The organism is Candidatus Bathyarchaeota archaeon, assembly GCA_026014805.1.
Taxonomy (GTDB): domain Archaea; phylum Thermoproteota; class Bathyarchaeia; order Bathyarchaeales; family SOJC01; genus JAGLZW01.
In genome coordinates this window covers 62,305-80,620 of record JAOZHR010000016.1, presented here as the reverse complement: position 1 = coordinate 80,620, position 18,316 = coordinate 62,305, and the positions used below count along the sequence as shown (strand labels likewise).

The following is an 18,316-nucleotide window of genomic DNA, read 5'->3' as shown; positions in this document are numbered from 1 at the left end:
TCTATCGTAGCTATGCTGCGAAATTTATCACTTTGCCGTCTGTGTTTTCTGGTATATCCAAGCCAAGAAAATCCAATATTGTGGGAACGACATCATACACTCTTGTTCCATTTACCCAAACTGGTCGTACATTTTTTTCGTAGAGTATTATGATACCATCGGGGTGGTGATTAGAAAAACCTCTCCTTATCACTGACTTAGGCGCGATAACGTCGCCACGAAATGCGAATCCTCCATCAAAGTTCGGAACTATCACCAAGTCTGGCATAGCCTTCAACTGTTCCCCATCATAAAGTTCTTCTTTTTTCCATATCCCTCCGACGAAGGTTTTTTTCTTTAACATTGAGATAACGTAATCAATCAGTTTTTTTTCTTTTACAAAAATTCCAAATCCATGCGCAAATGCTTTTGATGATTTTGGGTTAACATGAGTTGTAAGTGCCACCTTGATGTCTGCCTTCAGAAATTGTTTATAGAGTTTCAGCAATATTGCTTCAACTGGTGGTGGAATTGCAGAAATATATCTGTTCAACTTTTCTGGTAGGCGAAATTTTACTTTAGGTTCGCCGATCTGCCGTTGACAAGAAATATTTTTAATGGTTTGTTGTGATACTTTTTCTGCCAACCCTAGATTTCCAAGTGTAGTATTGACATATACTCCTTTGCTATACTTACGGAAGCCATGATCAGAAACAACTATTATTAGATCAGCAATATCCTTAACTATTCCAAAAGTCTCGTCGATCTTAGTGAATAATTGCATTAGTCTTTTGTCTCTTTTCATGACCAAATCATAGTATCTATGGAACAGATGGTCTGGTTCGCTATAAACGACCCAAAACAAGTCCCAATTTATCTTTTGTAGAAGTGTGTTGACTGTATCGACACGGCTTGATACATCAACGTATTCGGAATGCCAATTTTTTGTTAGTAGAGGCAGCGGCTTGCTCAATGTGGGTCCTCGGTAATTCTCCGCGTATTGTTTTATCTCTGGGGAATATTTTATTTCTGGAGAGAGCCAATCAGTAATTACGTATGATTTTTGGATTCTCTTTATAGGATAGGTCAGAAGTTGGTTTACACAGACGCTTGTTAAGTTCTGTATCGCGACCATTTCATGAATTCTTAAATATTTAACGTCACGGGAACTCATGATTCTTATATCATCATAATTTTCTGTGGGTTTTGTGAAACTAAAGATTCCATGTTTTCCTGGATTTACACCTGTTGCTATACTTGTCCATGCAGGAGCTGATTCTGGAGGAATTGTTGATCGCAAAGTTCCTCTTAGTGATTCTTTTGTGAGCTCTTCAAGATTCGGCATAACTTTCCATTCAAAAAGCTGGTCTAGAATGTGCCAGGACATACCGTCTAAGCCTATCATTGCGGCTCTTTTCATATGTCTTCTCCCAACAGTTCCTTTAGACGTTTTCTATGTTCTCTGAAACGTTCTATTTCTATAGCGGGTCTTCCAACCACTTTTGTTCCATCAGGAACATTGCGTATCACCAAACTTCCAATTCCTACAAAAACGTTGCTACCTATTTTGATACTGTTTTTTATAGTTGAATGTGGTGCTATGTAGGTATGATCTCCTATTTCAGTTGCTCCCGCCACTAGAGTCATCCCTGTTATTATACAATGTTCTCCAATTTTCACCTCATGCCCAATGTCACAGTTCGGTCCAATTTTGGTGTCCTTTCCTATGATTGTAGGTCTAAGTATTCCTTTTTGAACTATTGTATTGCTTCCTATGTCTACATCATCCTCGATGATTAAATGGCCCATATGGGGTATTCTTTTTAGCTCACCTCTTTGGTTTCTCCCATAGTCAAGTCCTTCTGCACCTAAAACAGCGTTTGACCTTACAATCACTCTATTTCCTATTACTGTATTACCATGAACTACTACACCTGGATGGATGTCGACATTTTTTCCTAGTTTCACATTCACAGCCACGTAGGAAAATGGAGATATCATGGGTGTTTCCTTCACAAAGAACTCTTGGAGAACTTTGGCAAAATCGTATTTTGGTGCTTCACTAAGAATCAGCGTGGGCTTGACATTGATTCGTTCAAGCTTCCTTCTAAGATTCTTCTGACATATTATTATCCCCGCTTTTGTTTTGCTTATTGCTTCCAAATCTCTTTCATCACTCTTTAGATAACAATATGTCAGCTCGTCTCCTTTGGCTGTATGCAAATAACTTGGCTTCGTCACATCTTTCATTGGATTGCCTATAAGTTCCCCGCCAATAAACGAAGCTATTTCTTTCGCTTTCATTGTTATCGCCGTCGACCGAAGAGAGCGGTCATTGCATTCTCGTGGAAAAATCTTTCGTAATTCTCTTTCTTAACGTATTGCTTCCATTCTTCCACTATGGTAAATGGCAGCAAAGGGTAGTCACTTGCAAAAATGAATTTTTGGCTCAGGTATTTGTTCATAGCACTAATGTATGATTGTGGTAAGTGTTTTGGTCGCAACGCGCTCACTTCCAAGTATACGTTTGGATGCCTGTGTGCCAACACTAGAGGCAAGTCTCCGAAACCATTTCCAGCATGGGACATGACTATTCTCAAGTCTGGAAAATCAACACTAACGTTGTCGATTCTGAACGGACTGTTCAGTTCTAGTTTCGATCCAGTGTAATAGTGTAGCGATGAGTGTACTATTGCACATACGTCGTAGTCAATGCAAAGGGCATATAATGGATAGAGTTTTTTATCATCAATAGCCATCGGCGGATTTTGCAGGAGTCCACCGAAATTAAATCCGAGCAAATTCGCGCTCAATGATTTCTTTAATTCCTTGTAGGCGTGCATTACTCCCTTGTTGAGTTTTGCTCCTGCTATTCCAATGAAAACATCACTGTATTCTTTACACATCGTAGCAAGAATCTTGTTTCCTTCCGCGCTACCCGAACACAGTACCGCTTTTTTGATTCCTACACTTCGCATTTCTTCGATTGTTTCCTCTGGAGTTTGATAGGTTAACCGAGGTTTCATCTTGTAGAAGTCTATGTATTTTTCAAACTGAGGTATGGGTTTGGGAACCCAAGCTTTCAATGCGCTGGGTGTTCGAAGTCTCACTCTAAAGTCAACTATTTCAGACATGTTCTCTAGATCCCTCGCAGTAGTAAATTTCTTATTTTCTTTAGCAAACTTTTGTCACTCAAAGCAACTTGAATTCTACGTGGAGAGCGACGGAGAATGTAATATTTGGGGGTATACACAAATTTATAGTTGCTTGCAATTTTCTGAATGCTCGTATCTGTTCCATCCCATCTATAAGATATTTTGACTTTCTGCCAAACATGTTTCGGTAAACTATAACAACCTGTCCAAGGATTAGGGCTTAAAAAACGTGCTACTACTTTGATAATATCAACAAGGCTTCGTGTTAAGTGGCAGAAACTTGTTACTTTTCTTTCTTGAACGTGGGATAATATATCCGGGAACAAGTAAAATTCAACATCGCATTGAAGAACAACATCACATGTTTCGAATAGTTTATCAAACAAACGTGTTCTAATTCCCTTTAATCCGTCTTCACCCTCGTTCAAATCCACTAAATAAGTATGTGGCGGGGGGTCAAGATTAGCAATGGCCTGTAAGCATGCCTCCAAAAAATGCTTATCTTTGATGTGACAAGGAATCCCTATTCCTATCTTTATAGTTCTTTCGTTTTCTTTCTTTCTGCGCTTCATTTCTCCATCTCTTTACATGACAAACGTGAACTTTTGCCATTTTCTTAGCAATCACCGGACAGGTTAACTAGCCAAAAAGTATGATAAAAACATTTTACTAAAACCTGCTGTGCTGTTTTTTCTCAAATAAACGAATCAAGATAAGCCTCTATCCGATTCCAAGTTTGTTGAATTGACTCGTTCGTGTTGACCACTGGGTAGTTTAGCATCATCGCTATTTTTTTGAATTCCTTTCTTTCAATCTTATACTGCTCAATTGAGTATCGCAGGTGCTTCTCTCTTTTCTCCACTCTCTCGAAGGCAATTTCTGCAGGTAAGTCGAAAACTATGCTGATTTGGGGCTTTATCAGAGTGGAAAGTCTGAAAAGAAAACGTGTGTTGTATCCAAGAGCTTTGTGTTTAACGTAGTTGTCCCAGATAAAACGGTCGCAAACCACGTATTCCCGCTTAACGATGTGCGGAAGCACTCTAAGAATGTAAAATATGACGTTGTCAACAAGAGCCACGTAAGGTCTAATAAGAGAAAACTTACTAGTCTTGGCTATAGGAGCCCTGTTTCCCGTTGCTTGGCTTAGTTTTCCTCCACTTTTCAAGTTAGAAAGCTTGCCAAGAAAGAGGTATCTGTGGAACGGCAGTATTTCGCATTTTATACCTTTGCCTTTTAACCAAGAAGAAATGTTGCGAGCGTGCGTTGACTTTCCAGTGGCGTCAATACCGGTCAGCACAATAACCCCTTTATGCCTGTACAACCTCCTCACAGCTTCGTCATTTGCAAAAACACCAAGTAAAACAAACAAGAGCCCAGACATTATAGAAAGAGGCGAGAAAAAGCCTAGTAACACGGCTCCAACGGATGCAGATAAAACTCTTAGGACATTTGGCAGTTCATTGAGGTATGAGTTTCCTTTTCTAACTGATAGAATGGTAGCCACTATGCTGAAGGCTATCGGCGGGACCAAAATTATCCAAATCTTAGATACTGGGAGAAGTCTTTCTAAGACTATGAGCGACATAGAGACCAGTATCACTATGGCTTTCATTTTCAAACGACTTTGCCCCTGCAAATCTGTATATGCTGTAGCTTATTGCCTTGCAGCCTTAAAAAACGGCTTCTAATGCTTAGCGCCGCGGATAGGGTCCTCATCTGTTGCATAGCACCTATCTAATAAGCGAGTCTACTTCGATTCTGCTTCTTTTTTCCGTCTTTCGTTTGACTCCAGAAGAACCTTAACAAAAGGGGACGGATACAACTCTTTCAGCAACTCGGCGTTTGGAATCACACAGTGTCCTGTTATAACTCCAGGACTAAACACCGGGCGCAGATGCCTTCCCCCCGAATCTCTTTCATTTGTTCTGAAAAACTCGATTACCTCTTCCTCTTTGAGCTGGAATTTTTCGCAGATTCGGTGGATTTCTTGGAACCAAGTAATCATAAGCCCATAATAGGTGGTGTTGAGAACTTTCATGAACTCCGTTTCCAAAGGAGAGTTACATACGTGTGTTTTGAAGCCTAACGATTGATAGTATTCTTCTGTCATTTTTCCAAATTCTGGTTTTGCGGGTCCAATGAACTTTGTGTAGGTGAAGTATGCCCATTTGAATCCGTCGGCTTTTCTTCCCCGCACTGGACTGTGAGAGACTGGTTTTTGGGTTTTTTCATAGATTTTGCTTGTTGTGAAGGGGAGAACTGTGCTTTCTATGATGGTCAGTTTAGGATTAAACTTGTTCATATAATTGACCGTGGTCTCTACAAAATTTGTACTATAGGGGAAGCAAATATGCAGCACATCAACGGGGCCATGAACCTCTTTAGGCTCAATGTCTAACCCTTCTGCACTATGAACTCCCTTAACAACCTCCAGAAGAGGAGCACCTATCTCTCCCAGCCCGATAACCAGAACCTTTTCAACCCTCAAGCGTCTTTTAGCTCCATGAATACTTTTATTGTAAGATGTGGACGTTCCACTCTATTTAGCTCTTATGGATTGCAGAATTTGATAGAAATGCTGCTTTTAAAAACGCAAACTTCGTTTTAGTATTGTTTCAGCAGCATCAGAGTTTCTTTCTAATGATTTTTTCAATATAGTCAACTGGATTTTCAAGCAGTTCCAACCGTTCTTTAACATCCCATTTTTGACTCACATGTTTCTTCGCTAGTTTGAAAACCTCACTCGGCTCCACCGTGAATAATGTGAATCCCAGCTTGAAAAGATAATCATTGACGTAAGACGCTCCAAAAATGGGAATCACCAAACTCGGAGTCCCCTGCAACGCAGCTTCTCTAGAAATCGTTCCCCCAACACTCACAACTAGATCTGCAGCAGCTGAAAGACGGACAGAGTCAGCAAATTCCTGCGGAACAATCAACCCGCGTCTGGGGCTTCTGTCATATCGTGGAATAAACATTACATTCCCAAGAGAGACAAGTTTCTGCGCTATCTGTTCCGTGGCATCGCGTTTTCCCTTGGCGTAAGACGCCATGGTTTCCATTTGTCTAACAACTATTAGGGGCTTTTCGTACTCGTCGGGTCCATGCTTGTAGCCCTTCACCCAAGCCACTTCGTCCACTCCGTCAAACTGGACGATTTTCTTAACTCCAAAGCTCTCATATTCCCGTGGAGGGATTGCCTTGGAAGCGATTAAGACATCGACTAGTGGCAGTGCAAGTTTGTTTGCTGCAATAGCGTGGGGAGCATCAGCCGTTGATATCGTAGGTACGCCCAATCCGAAAGCAACTCGACACAAGTCGATAGACCCGTGAGAGACAGCATAATCTGGCGGTTCATTCTCGAACATTTCACAAAAAGCGAGTTGACGCTTCAAACTTTCCTTCAGTCTAGATTGAACTGAAGAGGGGGAATACTTGCCTACAACTTTGAACTTTTCGCCGAGCAGTTTGGATAATGCAAGTGTGTCGGGGTGTTTTCTGGTGGTGAGTATGACTTCGTGCCCTAAAGCTTTGAGCCGTTGGGCTATGGCAACTCCGTATCTTACGTGTTTTCCAGTACAAGCATCATACCAGACTTTCAAGCCATCACCCTTAAGAATGCGCAACCGACTTGTTTCGCTGCGGCTTCATCGCTGTCTCTGTCTCCGACCACGACTACGCTGTGGGGCTCCAAGCCTATTTCGTCTATGGCTTTTCTAATTTGTTGCGCTCTATCTATCTCACCTTCCCTAGTGACTACGGCATTAAAAGATAGGTGAAAGTGGTCAAGGATTTTTCTGACAACAGTCTTGCCTTGCATGGTAACTAACGCCACGGGCTTGTTGGAGTGTTTTTTGTATATTTTCATTCCTTCATCGTTGGCGCTCATGTTCGGTAACGCTTTCAATTCAGCACGTTCCCAAAGTTCGTAAACTTTCTCCCGTGACTTGCCGTCTAACTTCTTAACAGTTTTAGTTAACGGTTTAACTCTCGAAATCCTTAGCTCTCTCTTTATCTCTTCATACAACTTCTCATAGTCTATAGGAAGTTTAACTAGGGTTCCTTCTAAATCAAAAACGACGCCATCAATCATCTATACATTGCCCCAACGACTTTCCCCGCCTTGACAAGTCTTGCCGGTGCGTCGATATGTCTGATCCAGTAGAGGTCTTGTGGCAAAATGTTATATTTTGGAATGTTGGGAATATGCTCTCGGTAGCCTAGTTTAAGGCAGAGGTAGGGAAAGTTTGCGTGATAGCTCTTCAGCAATTTCTTGCTTGTGTAGGAGAAGAAAAACGAGGTTGTGAACATTCGTCCAGCGTTGATTTCCGTGGCGCACGGGATTCCCTTGTTGTTTTCCTTCAAGTCTACACATGCAATGCCATTGAAGCTTGGGTCGATTGCTAGTACAGCCTCGGTGGCGGTTTCGTTAACCTCGTCATCGTGTATTGTTCGTTGAACAGAAGGTGTACCAGTTATTCCAGAGGGGGCAAGATGGGGATAGATGTACTGTACCCGCTCTCTAGCCATTGATGTAACAAGCTCGCCATCTTTCCACAGACTGTGAAATCCGATGTTCCTGCCCTGTAGATATTCTTGAGCAATGAATTGCCATTCTTTGTTACGAGATTTCCAGTAATTGATCCACGATAACGCTGTTTCCAGACTGCTTGCAGGGGTACTTCCTTTTCCTCCAGCTCCCCATTTGGCTCTTATCCAAAGGGGGGTTCCGAGTTCTCCAAAGGCTCTTTCAACGTCGGCTTCGTTCTTTAACTCGATTGCTTTTGCCACAGAGACACCTTTTTTTTTCCACCTTTCAGCTGATTTAAGTTTGTCTTGGCAGATTTGTATTGTAGTCTTTGATGGAAGAAAGATGTTTACTTCTAGTTTTTCCCTGTTCTCTGAAAAAGTTTTCACTTCAATATCTGGTTGTGGATGAGCAAATTCGATTTTTTCTTTTTCAATAATTTGGGTTACTATATCGATGTAATTGGAGGCTGTTGCTTTTGAGACAACATATATCTTATCAGTCGATGCCAGATTGGCATAGTACTTGTTTGCTTCGGTGCCGACCAAGAACATTTTCTCTGGTGCAATCTTCAACGACTGCGTGAAGTTTACACCAGCTGGACCGCCAGCGCCTGTTATCAACACTCTTTTTATCATGTAAACCACGCAAAGACTGCTATGAAAGTTGAAAGTGCAATAAGCAACGACACAACTGATACAAGTTTCCGCTCAGTTAAAGGTTTATAGTAAGCGATTAGCGTTAACAGACTGCGCCTGTTTTCTGAACATAGTGTGTGATTCTTTAGAATGAGATGGGCTGTCTTGCCCAACAAGAAAATGTTTAGCAGTATCAGGGAGGAGTTGAGGATGAAGGGTAGAATTGAAATCAGTAACGTTTGTTCGTTATTCGCGATGATTGCGTACGAGGCAAGTGTGATGCCTACGGCGAAAGTACCAGTATTCCCAACAAAAATCTTTCCAGAAAAGTTTAAGCAGGCAAGAATTAGGTAGATGAGAAAAGGCGCAAAAAGAAGAACATTGGTCTTAGGGGAAGTAACCATTAATCCAACCATGATAATAGAAGGGCAGATAGTTTCTAAACCGTTTAACCCGCCAAGTTGATTTACTGCATTAGTCGTTATAGTGACTATTATCGGTATTACTATGATGTAGAAGTAGATGCCGAAATCAATTTTGCCGAAGATATACGTCGCCATTTTTGTGGCTTCGGGACCTATTGCTTCTCTCTGCACGGCTAAGGGCAATGATGCAAATAGTGGTAGAAACGCTTTGTATCGCCATCTCAAGTCTACCCAGTCATCAAGAAGTCCCATAAATCCGCCGAATAAAATACACCCGGCTAAAGGCAAGGCTGTTGCATGGTCAAAAAAGTAGAGTACAAAAAGGTAGACTGCACTAACTAGGACATATGTCACGCCGAGCCCATTTGGAACTAAAGGTTTGTTTGGCTTATGTTGATCAACCGCTTTAGGAAACAAGTTTTTCGCCTTCAAGCAGCGGGGTAATTCACTTCATAAAGAGCAACCAACGCGAAAAGGTACACGGTTTGTTCTTCGTAAGTTCCAAGGGATGCTATTGGGTTTCCAGGCGAGAAGTGGGAGACTTTGAAGAATTCTAGGTCAGGTGCTTCTTCGGGAGCACCACCTAAAGAGTACTTTGCTGTTTCCATCAACTTGTAAATTGTTGTGTTTTTTCCCACATCATTCCAAACCCACTGTCCCTCCTCCGTTATGTTTCCGAAAGTATTGGATCGTTCGTCTTCTGACTCCCAATAGAAGCCAGGAGCTACACTTTGGTTGGCAATTCTAGCCATCCATCGCCATTTTCCCTCGTCACCATAATTACCGTCGCCTCCTAGACTGTTGAATGTCGTGAAGACAAGAATGTGTGTTGGGGGTCCATCGGGCCCGTTGAATCGCTCTTTTAGAATTTTTACTGCTTGGGTTTCATTGGACATAAAAACTTGGCCTATCAATCCTATGTGTGTAGTGTTGAAAGTGGCATTATCTGCAAGAGATGTTCGATTCCCCTTCACTGATATCCAATATCCGTAGTCCCACCAGCTGCAGACAATTGCTTTTTCTGGAAGGTTAAGTTTCATCCATTCAAGCATCTCAGTCCACTCAGTAATTGGCTCTGATGGTCGTATTGGGGTGCTTGCGGAAAGTATTGTAGGTGGTGAGTATGAATGGGTATACATTCTCGGCGAAGGAAAGGCATAGGTTAGTGTTAAAAGCAAGAATATGAGGATGAGAACCGATCCGCTGAATTCCTTTCCAACATGTCCTGTGATATATCTTTTGCCTAGGGCTAGTTTTGGCGTCTCTTTCATTATGGTTATGAATGGTTTCAACAAGTTCACTATTCCGATTGCCATCAGAAGGCAGAATGCGGGCGCTAACAATATGGTTAATCGAACCATAGAAGAAGCGAAGTATAATGCCGTTAAGCCGAAGATAACAAAGAAAAGGTTTCTATTAGTTAGGTCTCTTATTGCAAAGAACAAGCCTAACACGAAAAAGAGCACGCCAACACCGTAGTCATAGTACAGAGAACCCCATGCTGTAAGTCTGTGCTCTTGAACTGATTGATATATTTGCGATGCCCCTCGCTGCGTCGGATTTATGACACCGATAAACTTTCCTGCAATCGAACCCATATACCCCAGATATGACAGGATTAGGAACCCACCAATCATCGTTGCAAAGAAAACTGCAGTTAAGATAATTTTCCATTTTCTGCTGCTTATGGCGTTTAACACTTCATTAAGACATAGCAAACCGAAGATGCCTAGCACTGGCAGAATCGCCCATGTAGTGAGGTAACTAATGGAGTTCTTAGGGACATTAATTGCTAGAAATAAGCCAAGGCCGAATGTTATGCTGTATGAAATAAGCAAGCGACGTGTGTAACGCTTAAGCAAAATCAGGGTAAATACAAAGAGAGTTGCCATCGCTATTGGGTAGAGTGCTGCTCCCCATGAGGCGGTTACATAACCAAGCGTCAAACCAGCTGTGACGGCATAAAGTGCAGAGTGTTTTTTGGGGCGTTTTTCATCTAAGGCTCTGAGAAACAAAAACGCGAAAAGGAGAATAGCCCCTATTCCAACGGTTTCATCATCGAAAAATCCTATAGATGTTCTTGTAATATGGGATGAATTCAATGCGAGGAAGAAGGCAGAGAAAAGACCTACAGTCTTGCCTCCAACATCGCTTCCTAAGAAAAACGCTATTAAACACGCCAACGCCCCAAAAATAACTGGAAATATTATGCAAAAGTGGTATAGGGATATGGGCACCCCCAAGATAGAGAGTATGTTGTACAGGGTTGCAGCGGTTAGAGGAAGACCAGGAAAAGCTGCGCGCCCGACCGATACTTCAAGAGGATACCATCGATTGGCTTCAGACGTTTTCCACGTAACCCAGTCGAAGTATCCGTCTTTCACTATTTTTTCTGTAAACTGATATTGAAAGTACGGGTCGAATTCTGAGAGTTCGAGCCCCCAACGGATAGGGAACAGTCTTATAGAGAAGGCGACAAAGAAAATTAACGTTAATGCTGAAATTGTGAGCAAAGTGGAACGAGAAACAGGGATTCTTAAGTTTGATAGACTATGTAGAGCGTCCACTATTTTTTCTCGTGATATCAAATTTCTAAGGTCCAATAGTCACGTCCCCTTTTTGCTCAATCAAGTTGATAAAACTCTTTTATTTCCCTTGCGGTTCCGAAAGCATTTTGCATCAGTGTTTTCTTGCGTGACCATATCGATTGGGGTCGTAGAATGGTGATTTGACTATCTCAGCTTTTGCCTGTTTATTTCTTATCTTTACGTTTACTGTTTCACCTTGAATTGCATGCTCCGTTTGGACATAGGCCATAGCGATGCCGTACTTTAATAGAGGCGAGAAGGTTCCGCTTGTCAGATAACCTATTTTCTCCCCGTCTTTAGAGATTTCATGCTTGGGGCGTGGAATTCCAGGTCCAAGCATTTTTAGACAAATACGCTTTTTCTTTACTCCTTCAGCTTTCTGTTTGAGCAGGGCTTCCTTGCCTATGAAATTTTCTTTTTTCAGCTTCACCACAAAACTTATTCTCGCTTCTAGGGGCGTAGTGTTTTCGTCAATGTCGTTGCCATAGAGGCACATGCCAGCTTCTAGTCTTAAAGTGTCTCTGGCGCCTAAGCCGCAAGGCTCAATGAGAAATTCGTTTCCCGCTTCAAGAATTGTGTTCCACGCTTTTACTGCTTTTTCCGGGTTTGAAACGGGAGTGTTCCAGATGAACACTTCGAATCCGTCTTCGCCTGTGTAGCCTGTTCTTGAAATGAAAGCTTCAAGGCCTGCGAGTTTTGTCCAGCCGCATTTGAATCGTTTAATTTCGTTTAGGTCTTCGGTGGAAATTTTCTGTAGCGTTTCTTGGGCTTTGGGTCCTTGGACTGCGAACATGGCTATGTTGTCTGACATGTCTTCTATTTTTACGTTGAAGTGGGTTGCTTGTTTTGTTAGCCATTGATAGTTTTTGTTTCTGTTAGCGGCGTTGTATACCATGAAGAATTTTTCTTTTTCTTGTCGTGAGATGACGAAGTCGTCTTTTATTCCGCCTCTTTCGTTGCACATGGTTGAGTAGTGGGCGCTTAGGGGTTCTAGGGTGGAGACGTTGTTTGTTGTTACGTAGTTGAGGAATGCTTCGGCGTCAGGTCCGGTGATTATTACTCTTCCCATGTGAGTTACGTCGAAAATACCAACGTTGTTTCTTACCGCCAAATGTTCTGGAATTATGCCTTTGTACCAAATTGGCATTTCAAACTCTGCGAAGGAGACTATTTTACCGTTTTTGGCGTTAAACTTGTAGAGGTGGGTCTTTTGTCCTTGCTTACTCAAGTCACGACACCTTGTCAACTTTCTATTCTGCTGGCTTGACTTCCACATCTATGGGTACGGAGGATAGTTTTCTGCCGCATTTTGGACATTTTCCGTCGTATTTCTGTATGATTTCGTCTGGCGGTTTCAGGTCCGGGCCGTTATATAAAACGTAACCGCATTTTTGACAAAAAACCTTTTGGGGCATAAATATTATCCCACGTGATAACTTCAAAAGAACAAATGGGATAAACTATTTATGTCTTCTTATAAGCGTGATGGGATTCAGCTTGTGCCCCGCTTCTAGGGATTTTATTTGTCTCTGAATAGGCTTCTGATCAGAGCTGGGACTGTTGCGGTTTTGGGAAACTTAAATATGTGGTGGGACAACTGGGAAGTTTATGGCGTCGTTTATCGAAGCGGTGATTTTTGGGGTAATTCAAGGCTTGACAGAGTGGTTGCCAATGTCTAGCTCGGGGCATTTGGCTATTGCAAAGGAATTTTTTGGTTGGCGACCACCTGTGATTTTTTTTGTTCTTCTTCATGTGGGTACACTTGTTGTGATTGTGGCTTTCTTTCGAAGAGACATTGTAGAGGTTTTGAAGGCGCTTGTTAGGCGAAATTTAAGGTCTGAAGAGGGGAAGCTTGGCGTTTGTGTTATTGTGGGCAGTGTACCTACCGCGGTTATTGGTTACATTTTTCAAGATCTTTTCGAGTCTTTTTTTGACAACTTGCTTGTCGTGGGAGCCGCTCTTTTGGCAACTGGCTTCTTACTTTTCTTCTCAGAACAAAGAGAAGGCGATAAGGCTTTAGGCTTTCTGGACTCGTTGCTTGTAGGAATAGCACAGGGAACCGCTATAATTCCCGGTATTTCAAGGAGCGGAGCCACTATTTCTATAGGGCTACTGCGAAGAGTGGGTAAGGAAACCGCTTTTAGATTCTCTTTTTTATTGTCGATTCCAGCGGTTTTAGGTGCGACTATCGCGAAGTCGGGCGATTTGAATTTATTAATTGGCCACGGAGATGTGATTGCAGTGGTTGTAGGTGTTGTGACATCGATGGCTGTGGGTTACCTATCGCTCAAAGTTTTGCGGAAAGTAGTTATGAAAAAGAGGTTTCACTGGTTTGCGCTTTATTGCTGGGCAGCTGGTGCTTTAGTCATAATTTCTCAAATGCTTTAAAACACTATCTTTAATAGTGGTTATATTTGCGTAAACATGGATTGTAAACGGGAGGAATGTGTGAGATGCCGGAAGACGAAATTATGGGATTCTTTAGAGACCAGATTAAATTGGAACATCATATCGTTGAGTCAATCACGAACAGCCTAGAAACAGTGAGAAATCCCTTAGTGAAGCAAGTTTTACGTGCAATAGCTTTTGACTCTCAAAAACATGCCGGAATCTACAAAGCAGCAATGTCCATCACTACAGTCACTCCAGCGTTAACAGACAAAGAATATAGAGAACTTGAAAAGATAACCGCAAAGCACATCGCGGACGAAGAAAAGGTCATATCCACCCTAGGCGAAATTATGCCTAAAATAAAAGACAAGAAAGTCAAGTTTCTACTAGAGTCCATAGCTGTCGACGAAAGAAAACACCATGAACTCCTCAACAAAATCATGGAGTTAGTCGTCAAAAAAGAAGCCATAACAGAAGAAGATTGGTGGGAAATCCTCTGGAAGAACGTTCCATTCCACGGTACACCAGGCGGGTAAACCGCGGAAACTGAAGCATTAACAACAGACCAGTAGCTAGATTTCAATCCGATGGCTTTTGAAGGTTCACATAAATCATTACAGATGTAAGGGGGACAGGGTTCAGCGTTAACCCTTGAGGTTGGGAAAGTTTTGGAACTGAAAGCTGTCTAGCTTAGGGACAAGTTCTCATAAAACTTTTATATGGTAGGGCTATGTCTCATATTCATCAGGAGTCATTAACGTGAACAGTTTAGAGCCAAGCAAGAAACCCTTGAACGTTTTAGTGAAACAACTAAACAGCAATGTCAACATAACACTGAAAAATGGCGTCACGTATAAAGGTAACATGAAGAAATGTGATGGTCATATGAACATTATTCTAGAAGGTGCCACTGAATGTAGAGGTGAAAAGCTAATCGCCAACTATGGCAGCGTCTTAGTTAGAGGAAATAACATCCTCTACATTTCTATAGAAAAATAGTCAGAATTTAGCCCTTTCACTGTATAAGCAGTGAATTTCAATGATTGATTCTACTCTTTTATCGACTTTAGGTTTCATGCTTATTCTAGCAGGAGTCATAGTAGTTTTTATTGCTGTAATTTTTCTGCTTTTTTCGTCAACAAATGGTGAAAAGAAAGTTGGAGGTGGAGGTGCAATTATCATCGGGCCTTTTCCTATAGTCTTTGGAACCGACAGAAGAACTGTGAAAGCGCTTTTTGTTCTATCTATTATTTTGGTGGTGCTTTTCCTCGTCAAAATTGCTTTTAGCTATTTGTAGGAAAGACATGGAAGTATGGCGATGTCTCAATTAACTGGGTTTAGGTTGCTTCTGGTTGGCCTTTCACTAATCTTCACAGGAACTATCTTGATTATGGCTTCCTGCTTTGTCTCTGGCAACTCTGTTAGCACAGGCATCATAATTTTCGTCGGCCCTATCCCAATTATGATTGGATCTGGACCTCATGCTTTATCAGCCATGTTCCTTGCTATAGTTTTGACGTTTTCATGTTTGCTTCTGTTCTTTCTCATTAGACATAAAGCAAAATAGATTTAGTGGAATTATGTCACAGTTCCCTTTTTGATTATTGAGTTCCTTCTTCTTGCCCGCGAAGTAGTGTAAGGAAAATGATCACCAAAGTTATGAACGCCGTGGTCATCAAAATGTACATTATTGCTTGGAAGAACTCTTCTATGCCCAATGTGGGTTTTCTCCTTTTGCATAGTTAACACAATTGGTTATTTAAGCTATCGCCTTTTTCCATTCCTTCATTAACACGCTATAAAGCCTATCTTCTTCTTTATACGAGTCATAGCTTTCTAATGTTTTAGCTAGCTTCTGTGCTATCAGGTGGTAACATAAATGTATCTGTCTATCCATTACTCGGAAGTAGAAATCGTCACATGTGCAAAAATCAACTGCAGGCATTATTAGATAGTCCCGTTCTTTTCCTACAACGATCCAGACGATGCGGTTGCTGGGTTTGAAAACATACTTTTTTACGCGTTTGTCTTTGACCGTTTCCCAGGCTTTTGCGAAACGTTGGTCGAAGGCACTGGAGAGTTTGTTCAAGTCAGCCTCCTTGATTAGTTTTCCAGTTGCTGCTTTTTTGCAGATTTGCTGAAGTATTTCAAGCTCTGAGGTTTTTGCCAAGTGGTTCGCCGCGATTAGTATTAATAAGAATTGCATAAAAGGGTGGCTGCGAACAAGAAAGGTAAGAAAAAGGTGGCTTACTCTATTTTGATGGATTTTCCCTTTGCTTTGCGCTTTTCAGTCTTTTGCAACGTTACTTCTAACACGCCGTTTTTATAGGATGTCTCTGCGTTTTTTGGTTTGACTTCAGTCGGCAGATTTATTTCTTTGTAGTATTTGTGATCTGGCGTGTTAACAGAAATCGTTAGTATGTCGTCCAAAACGTGGAGCTTTATGTCTTTTTTGTTTACTCCTGGCAGTTCAGCAACTACTTTTACTTCGCCATCTGTGTTTACTACGTCGACTAGAGGTTCACGTTCTTCTTTTATCATTGGTCCACGCTTGCTGGGTTGGATGTTTCCAAATTCTCTTATTACTGGTTTTCCGTTGGGGCCGATTGTCATGGAGTAGCCGTATACGAAGGGGCCTAATTCGCGGATTTTTCTTCCATCTGGCAATTTGCGTTCTCTCACGTAGCCTTTTGGTATGCGAGAAGTGAATTCTTTTAGTTCTTTGTTCATTATTTCTTCAATGTCACGAAGCATTTCATCTATATCTTCAAAGAACCATCCACTGGAGAATGGTCGTCGCATTTTTCTTCTAAACCATCTTTCAAAATTTTCGTCCCTGGACAAGATTTTTTCATCTCAGTGTAAAACTGGAGAACGAATCTAATAAGATTTTTTCCTTTGCAGCGTCTAGTTTAGCGCTTTAAGTTGTTCTATGGTTCCTAGGAATGTTCCATCGAGCATGTATACTTCTGCTTTGTCTCTGTTTATTGCTTCGGAGCGGAGAATCGGGCCGATGTAACTTTTGCGTTCGCGCTTTTTGTTGATAGGGCGTCCTCCGAGGAAGTCGTTGAAGCACGGCATTATGATTAGTTGCTTAACTCTGGGTTTTATGTTGAATTTTTTTTGGATGATTGCAGTGGGGTTAGTGTTTGTTTTGATATGTTTGCCTTTTAAGTATGCGCTTGCCAGCTTTTCGGTGTTGCATTTGGCTTTTATCCAAACTGGCGTTGTTATTCGGAATCCGAGGAAGTCGCGGAAGGCAACTGTTGGGTGGGCGTGGCCCATTATGAGGGTTTTGCAGTTTAGGAGTTTTTTAGCTGGCCATGTGTGTCCGTGGAAAAGCCCTGTTGTGTTTAGGGTTATGCCTGTTGAGGGGTGTAGTTGTACGGTTGGAGGGAGTAGTGGTTTAAGGTTTCCGTCGTGGTTTCCGCGGATGACTTGGATGTCGTTGACCCTGGTTTTTATGGTTTTGAAGAATTCAGGTATGTCTCGCCATTCGCTTGGCTCTGCTTTTACTATGCTGTGTTTTACGTCTCCCAGGATTATGAGGGTGTTTGGTTTTGTTTTGTTCATCAGTTGAAGGAGTTCTTGAAGGATTTTTGGCATTTGTGACGGGATGTGGATGCCTTTTTTCGCGAGGTTTATTTCCCAGCCTAGGTGAAGATCTGCGATGATGAGGGTTTTGTGTTGTTTTTGTTTGTGGAGGAGGGCTGGATAGTCTTTTACAAGTGTTATCATTAAGATTGTGCCTTTTCGAGGGTTTTTAGTATGGTTTGGTGAAGACTAGTGTTTCCTGCGGCGATGAAAGCTACTTTTTCTGTGGGGCTTAGCAGGTTTTTTAGGGGTGTGTTTTGGGGAGTGGTGATAATGCCGCCTGCTTCTTGTATGATGAGAGTGGCTGCAGCTATGTCTGTGGTGCGGATTTTGCTTCGGATGTCTATGAAGGCGTCCGTGGTGCCATCAGCTACGTAGCAGAGTTCCAACGCGTTGGCTCCGAGATGACGGATGTGTCTGGTTTGTGTTAAGAGTTGGTTGAGTTTTGCTGACAGTTCCGGGACTTTGTAGGTGTTAAGATCCAAACCTATGAGGGCTCCGGTTAGGTTGGCTGTCTGTGCTGGAGTGATTTTTTGGTAGTTGCGGTAAGCGCCGAGGTTTTTTTGGGCTAGGTAAGTCGCATCGTGAAAGAGGTCTGCAACTACGGCTGCTTGAATGGCGTCGAGGTGGGGGGTTTTGCTGATGGCGATGCTGGTGCAGGCGAAGGGTATGCCTCTTAGGGTGTTGGTGGTTCCGTCTATGGGGTCTGTTGTGACGTAATAGGTGGGCTTTGAACCATAACATTTTGTGCCTGTTTCTTCGCTGATGAGGGTGAAGTCTAGGTTGTGTTCGGTTAGTGTTTCTATTAGTGCTTTTTCGGCTTGGAGATCTATGTGCTTTTTTAAGTCGCCGCCTGCTCCTGTGCCGTAGGTTTTTTCGGCGATGGGAGTTTTAATTAGCGGTGTGACTGTTGCCTTTATATGTTGGGTGGTTTCGGTGAGGATTTCGAGCCAGTCCATGGTTTATGGTTGTGTGTTGTGGCTTTTAAGACTGTATGTTTGCCTTTGTGCCAGAATGT

The 18,316-nt window shown here is 42.1% G+C and carries 21 protein-coding genes; 4 read left to right on the top strand and 17 right to left on the bottom strand.

The features are described from left to right. Nucleotides 1-10: 10 nt before the first annotated feature. From NWE91_04135 to NWE91_04075, 13 genes are all read right to left on the bottom strand, one after another. Nucleotides 11-1,399, bottom strand: coding sequence for an alkaline phosphatase family protein (locus NWE91_04135; protein ID MCW3985584.1), 1,389 nt, complete (start codon nt 1,397-1,399; stop codon nt 11-13). Continuing rightward, complete coding sequence (locus NWE91_04130) at nt 1,396-2,283, bottom strand: hypothetical protein (GenBank protein MCW3985583.1); 888 nt, start codon at nt 2,281-2,283, stop codon at nt 1,396-1,398. Before NWE91_04130 ends, NWE91_04135 begins: the two co-directional genes overlap by 4 nt. 2 nt (nt 2,284-2,285) lie before the next feature. After that, entirely contained in the window at nt 2,286-3,113 is an 828-nt protein-coding gene (locus NWE91_04125; GenBank protein ID MCW3985582.1) for an amidohydrolase family protein, read from the bottom strand. Nucleotides 3,114-3,118: 5 nt separating this feature from the next. Further along, the gene (locus tag NWE91_04120; GenBank protein MCW3985581.1) at nt 3,119-3,706 is read right to left on the bottom strand and encodes a hypothetical protein; all 588 of its coding nucleotides are present in this window, start codon (nt 3,704-3,706) and stop codon (nt 3,119-3,121) included. Between the two features lie 122 nt (nt 3,707-3,828). Continuing rightward, on the bottom strand, nt 3,829-4,746 hold the full coding sequence (locus tag NWE91_04115) for a hypothetical protein (protein ID MCW3985580.1): 918 nt from the start codon (nt 4,744-4,746) through the stop codon (nt 3,829-3,831). A gap of 135 nt (nt 4,747-4,881) precedes the next feature. After that, nucleotides 4,882-5,622, bottom strand: coding sequence for a hypothetical protein (locus NWE91_04110; protein ID MCW3985579.1), 741 nt, complete (start codon nt 5,620-5,622; stop codon nt 4,882-4,884). Between the two features lie 136 nt (nt 5,623-5,758). Next, nucleotides 5,759-6,736, bottom strand: coding sequence for a DUF354 domain-containing protein (locus tag NWE91_04105; GenBank protein ID MCW3985578.1), 978 nt, complete (start codon nt 6,734-6,736; stop codon nt 5,759-5,761). Continuing rightward, the gene (locus NWE91_04100; GenBank protein ID MCW3985577.1) at nt 6,733-7,227 is read right to left on the bottom strand and encodes an HAD-IA family hydrolase; all 495 of its coding nucleotides are present in this window, start codon (nt 7,225-7,227) and stop codon (nt 6,733-6,735) included. Before NWE91_04100 ends, NWE91_04105 begins: the two co-directional genes overlap by 4 nt. Beyond that, nucleotides 7,224-8,300: an ATP-grasp domain-containing protein gene (locus NWE91_04095; protein MCW3985576.1), complete on the bottom strand. Its 1,077-nt coding sequence runs from the start codon at nt 8,298-8,300 to the stop codon at nt 7,224-7,226. Before NWE91_04095 ends, NWE91_04100 begins: the two co-directional genes overlap by 4 nt. After that, entirely contained in the window at nt 8,297-9,142 is an 846-nt protein-coding gene (locus NWE91_04090) for a hypothetical protein (GenBank protein ID MCW3985575.1), read from the bottom strand. The genes NWE91_04095 and NWE91_04090 overlap by 4 nt, the downstream gene beginning before the upstream one ends. An 11-nt stretch (nt 9,143-9,153) precedes the next feature. Next, nucleotides 9,154-11,328: a hypothetical protein gene (locus NWE91_04085; protein MCW3985574.1), complete on the bottom strand. Its 2,175-nt coding sequence runs from the start codon at nt 11,326-11,328 to the stop codon at nt 9,154-9,156. Nucleotides 11,329-11,404: 76 nt separating this feature from the next. Continuing rightward, the gene (gcvT, locus tag NWE91_04080; GenBank protein MCW3985573.1) at nt 11,405-12,541 is read right to left on the bottom strand and encodes a glycine cleavage system aminomethyltransferase GcvT; all 1,137 of its coding nucleotides are present in this window, start codon (nt 12,539-12,541) and stop codon (nt 11,405-11,407) included. Between the two features lie 22 nt (nt 12,542-12,563). Beyond that, entirely contained in the window at nt 12,564-12,728 is a 165-nt protein-coding gene (locus tag NWE91_04075) for an endonuclease Q family protein (GenBank protein ID MCW3985572.1), read from the bottom strand. 193 nt (nt 12,729-12,921) lie between these two features. Here NWE91_04075 and NWE91_04070 point away from each other — a divergent pair, with 193 nt between their 5' ends. The 4 genes from NWE91_04070 (at nt 12,922) to NWE91_04055 (ending at nt 15,001) form a co-directional block, all read left to right on the top strand. Beyond that, a complete protein-coding gene (locus NWE91_04070; protein MCW3985571.1) occupies nt 12,922-13,701 on the top strand; it encodes an undecaprenyl-diphosphate phosphatase in 780 nt (259 codons plus the stop codon). A 65-nt stretch (nt 13,702-13,766) separates the two neighbouring features. Then, complete coding sequence (locus NWE91_04065) at nt 13,767-14,240, top strand: ferritin-like domain-containing protein (GenBank protein ID MCW3985570.1); 474 nt, start codon at nt 13,767-13,769, stop codon at nt 14,238-14,240. Between the two features lie 223 nt (nt 14,241-14,463). Continuing rightward, complete coding sequence (locus NWE91_04060) at nt 14,464-14,703, top strand: ribonucleoprotein (GenBank protein ID MCW3985569.1); 240 nt, start codon at nt 14,464-14,466, stop codon at nt 14,701-14,703. A 40-nt stretch (nt 14,704-14,743) separates the two neighbouring features. Further along, nucleotides 14,744-15,001, top strand: coding sequence for a DUF131 domain-containing protein (locus NWE91_04055; GenBank protein ID MCW3985568.1), 258 nt, complete (start codon nt 14,744-14,746; stop codon nt 14,999-15,001). A gap of 462 nt (nt 15,002-15,463) precedes the next feature. Here the strand turns inward: NWE91_04055 and NWE91_04050 are convergent, their stop codons facing one another. From NWE91_04050 to NWE91_04035, 4 genes are all read right to left on the bottom strand, one after another. Continuing rightward, nucleotides 15,464-15,874, bottom strand: a complete 411-nt coding sequence (locus NWE91_04050; protein ID MCW3985567.1) for a hypothetical protein — start codon at nt 15,872-15,874, stop codon at nt 15,464-15,466. 77 nt (nt 15,875-15,951) lie between these two features. Then, the gene (locus NWE91_04045) at nt 15,952-16,548 is read right to left on the bottom strand and encodes an Hsp20/alpha crystallin family protein (protein MCW3985566.1); all 597 of its coding nucleotides are present in this window, start codon (nt 16,546-16,548) and stop codon (nt 15,952-15,954) included. A gap of 63 nt (nt 16,549-16,611) precedes the next feature. Then, entirely contained in the window at nt 16,612-17,442 is an 831-nt protein-coding gene (locus NWE91_04040) for a metallophosphoesterase (protein MCW3985565.1), read from the bottom strand. Next, entirely contained in the window at nt 17,442-18,257 is an 816-nt protein-coding gene (locus NWE91_04035; protein ID MCW3985564.1) for a hypothetical protein, read from the bottom strand. Before NWE91_04035 ends, NWE91_04040 begins: the two co-directional genes overlap by 1 nt. Nucleotides 18,258-18,316 lie beyond the last annotated feature (59 nt).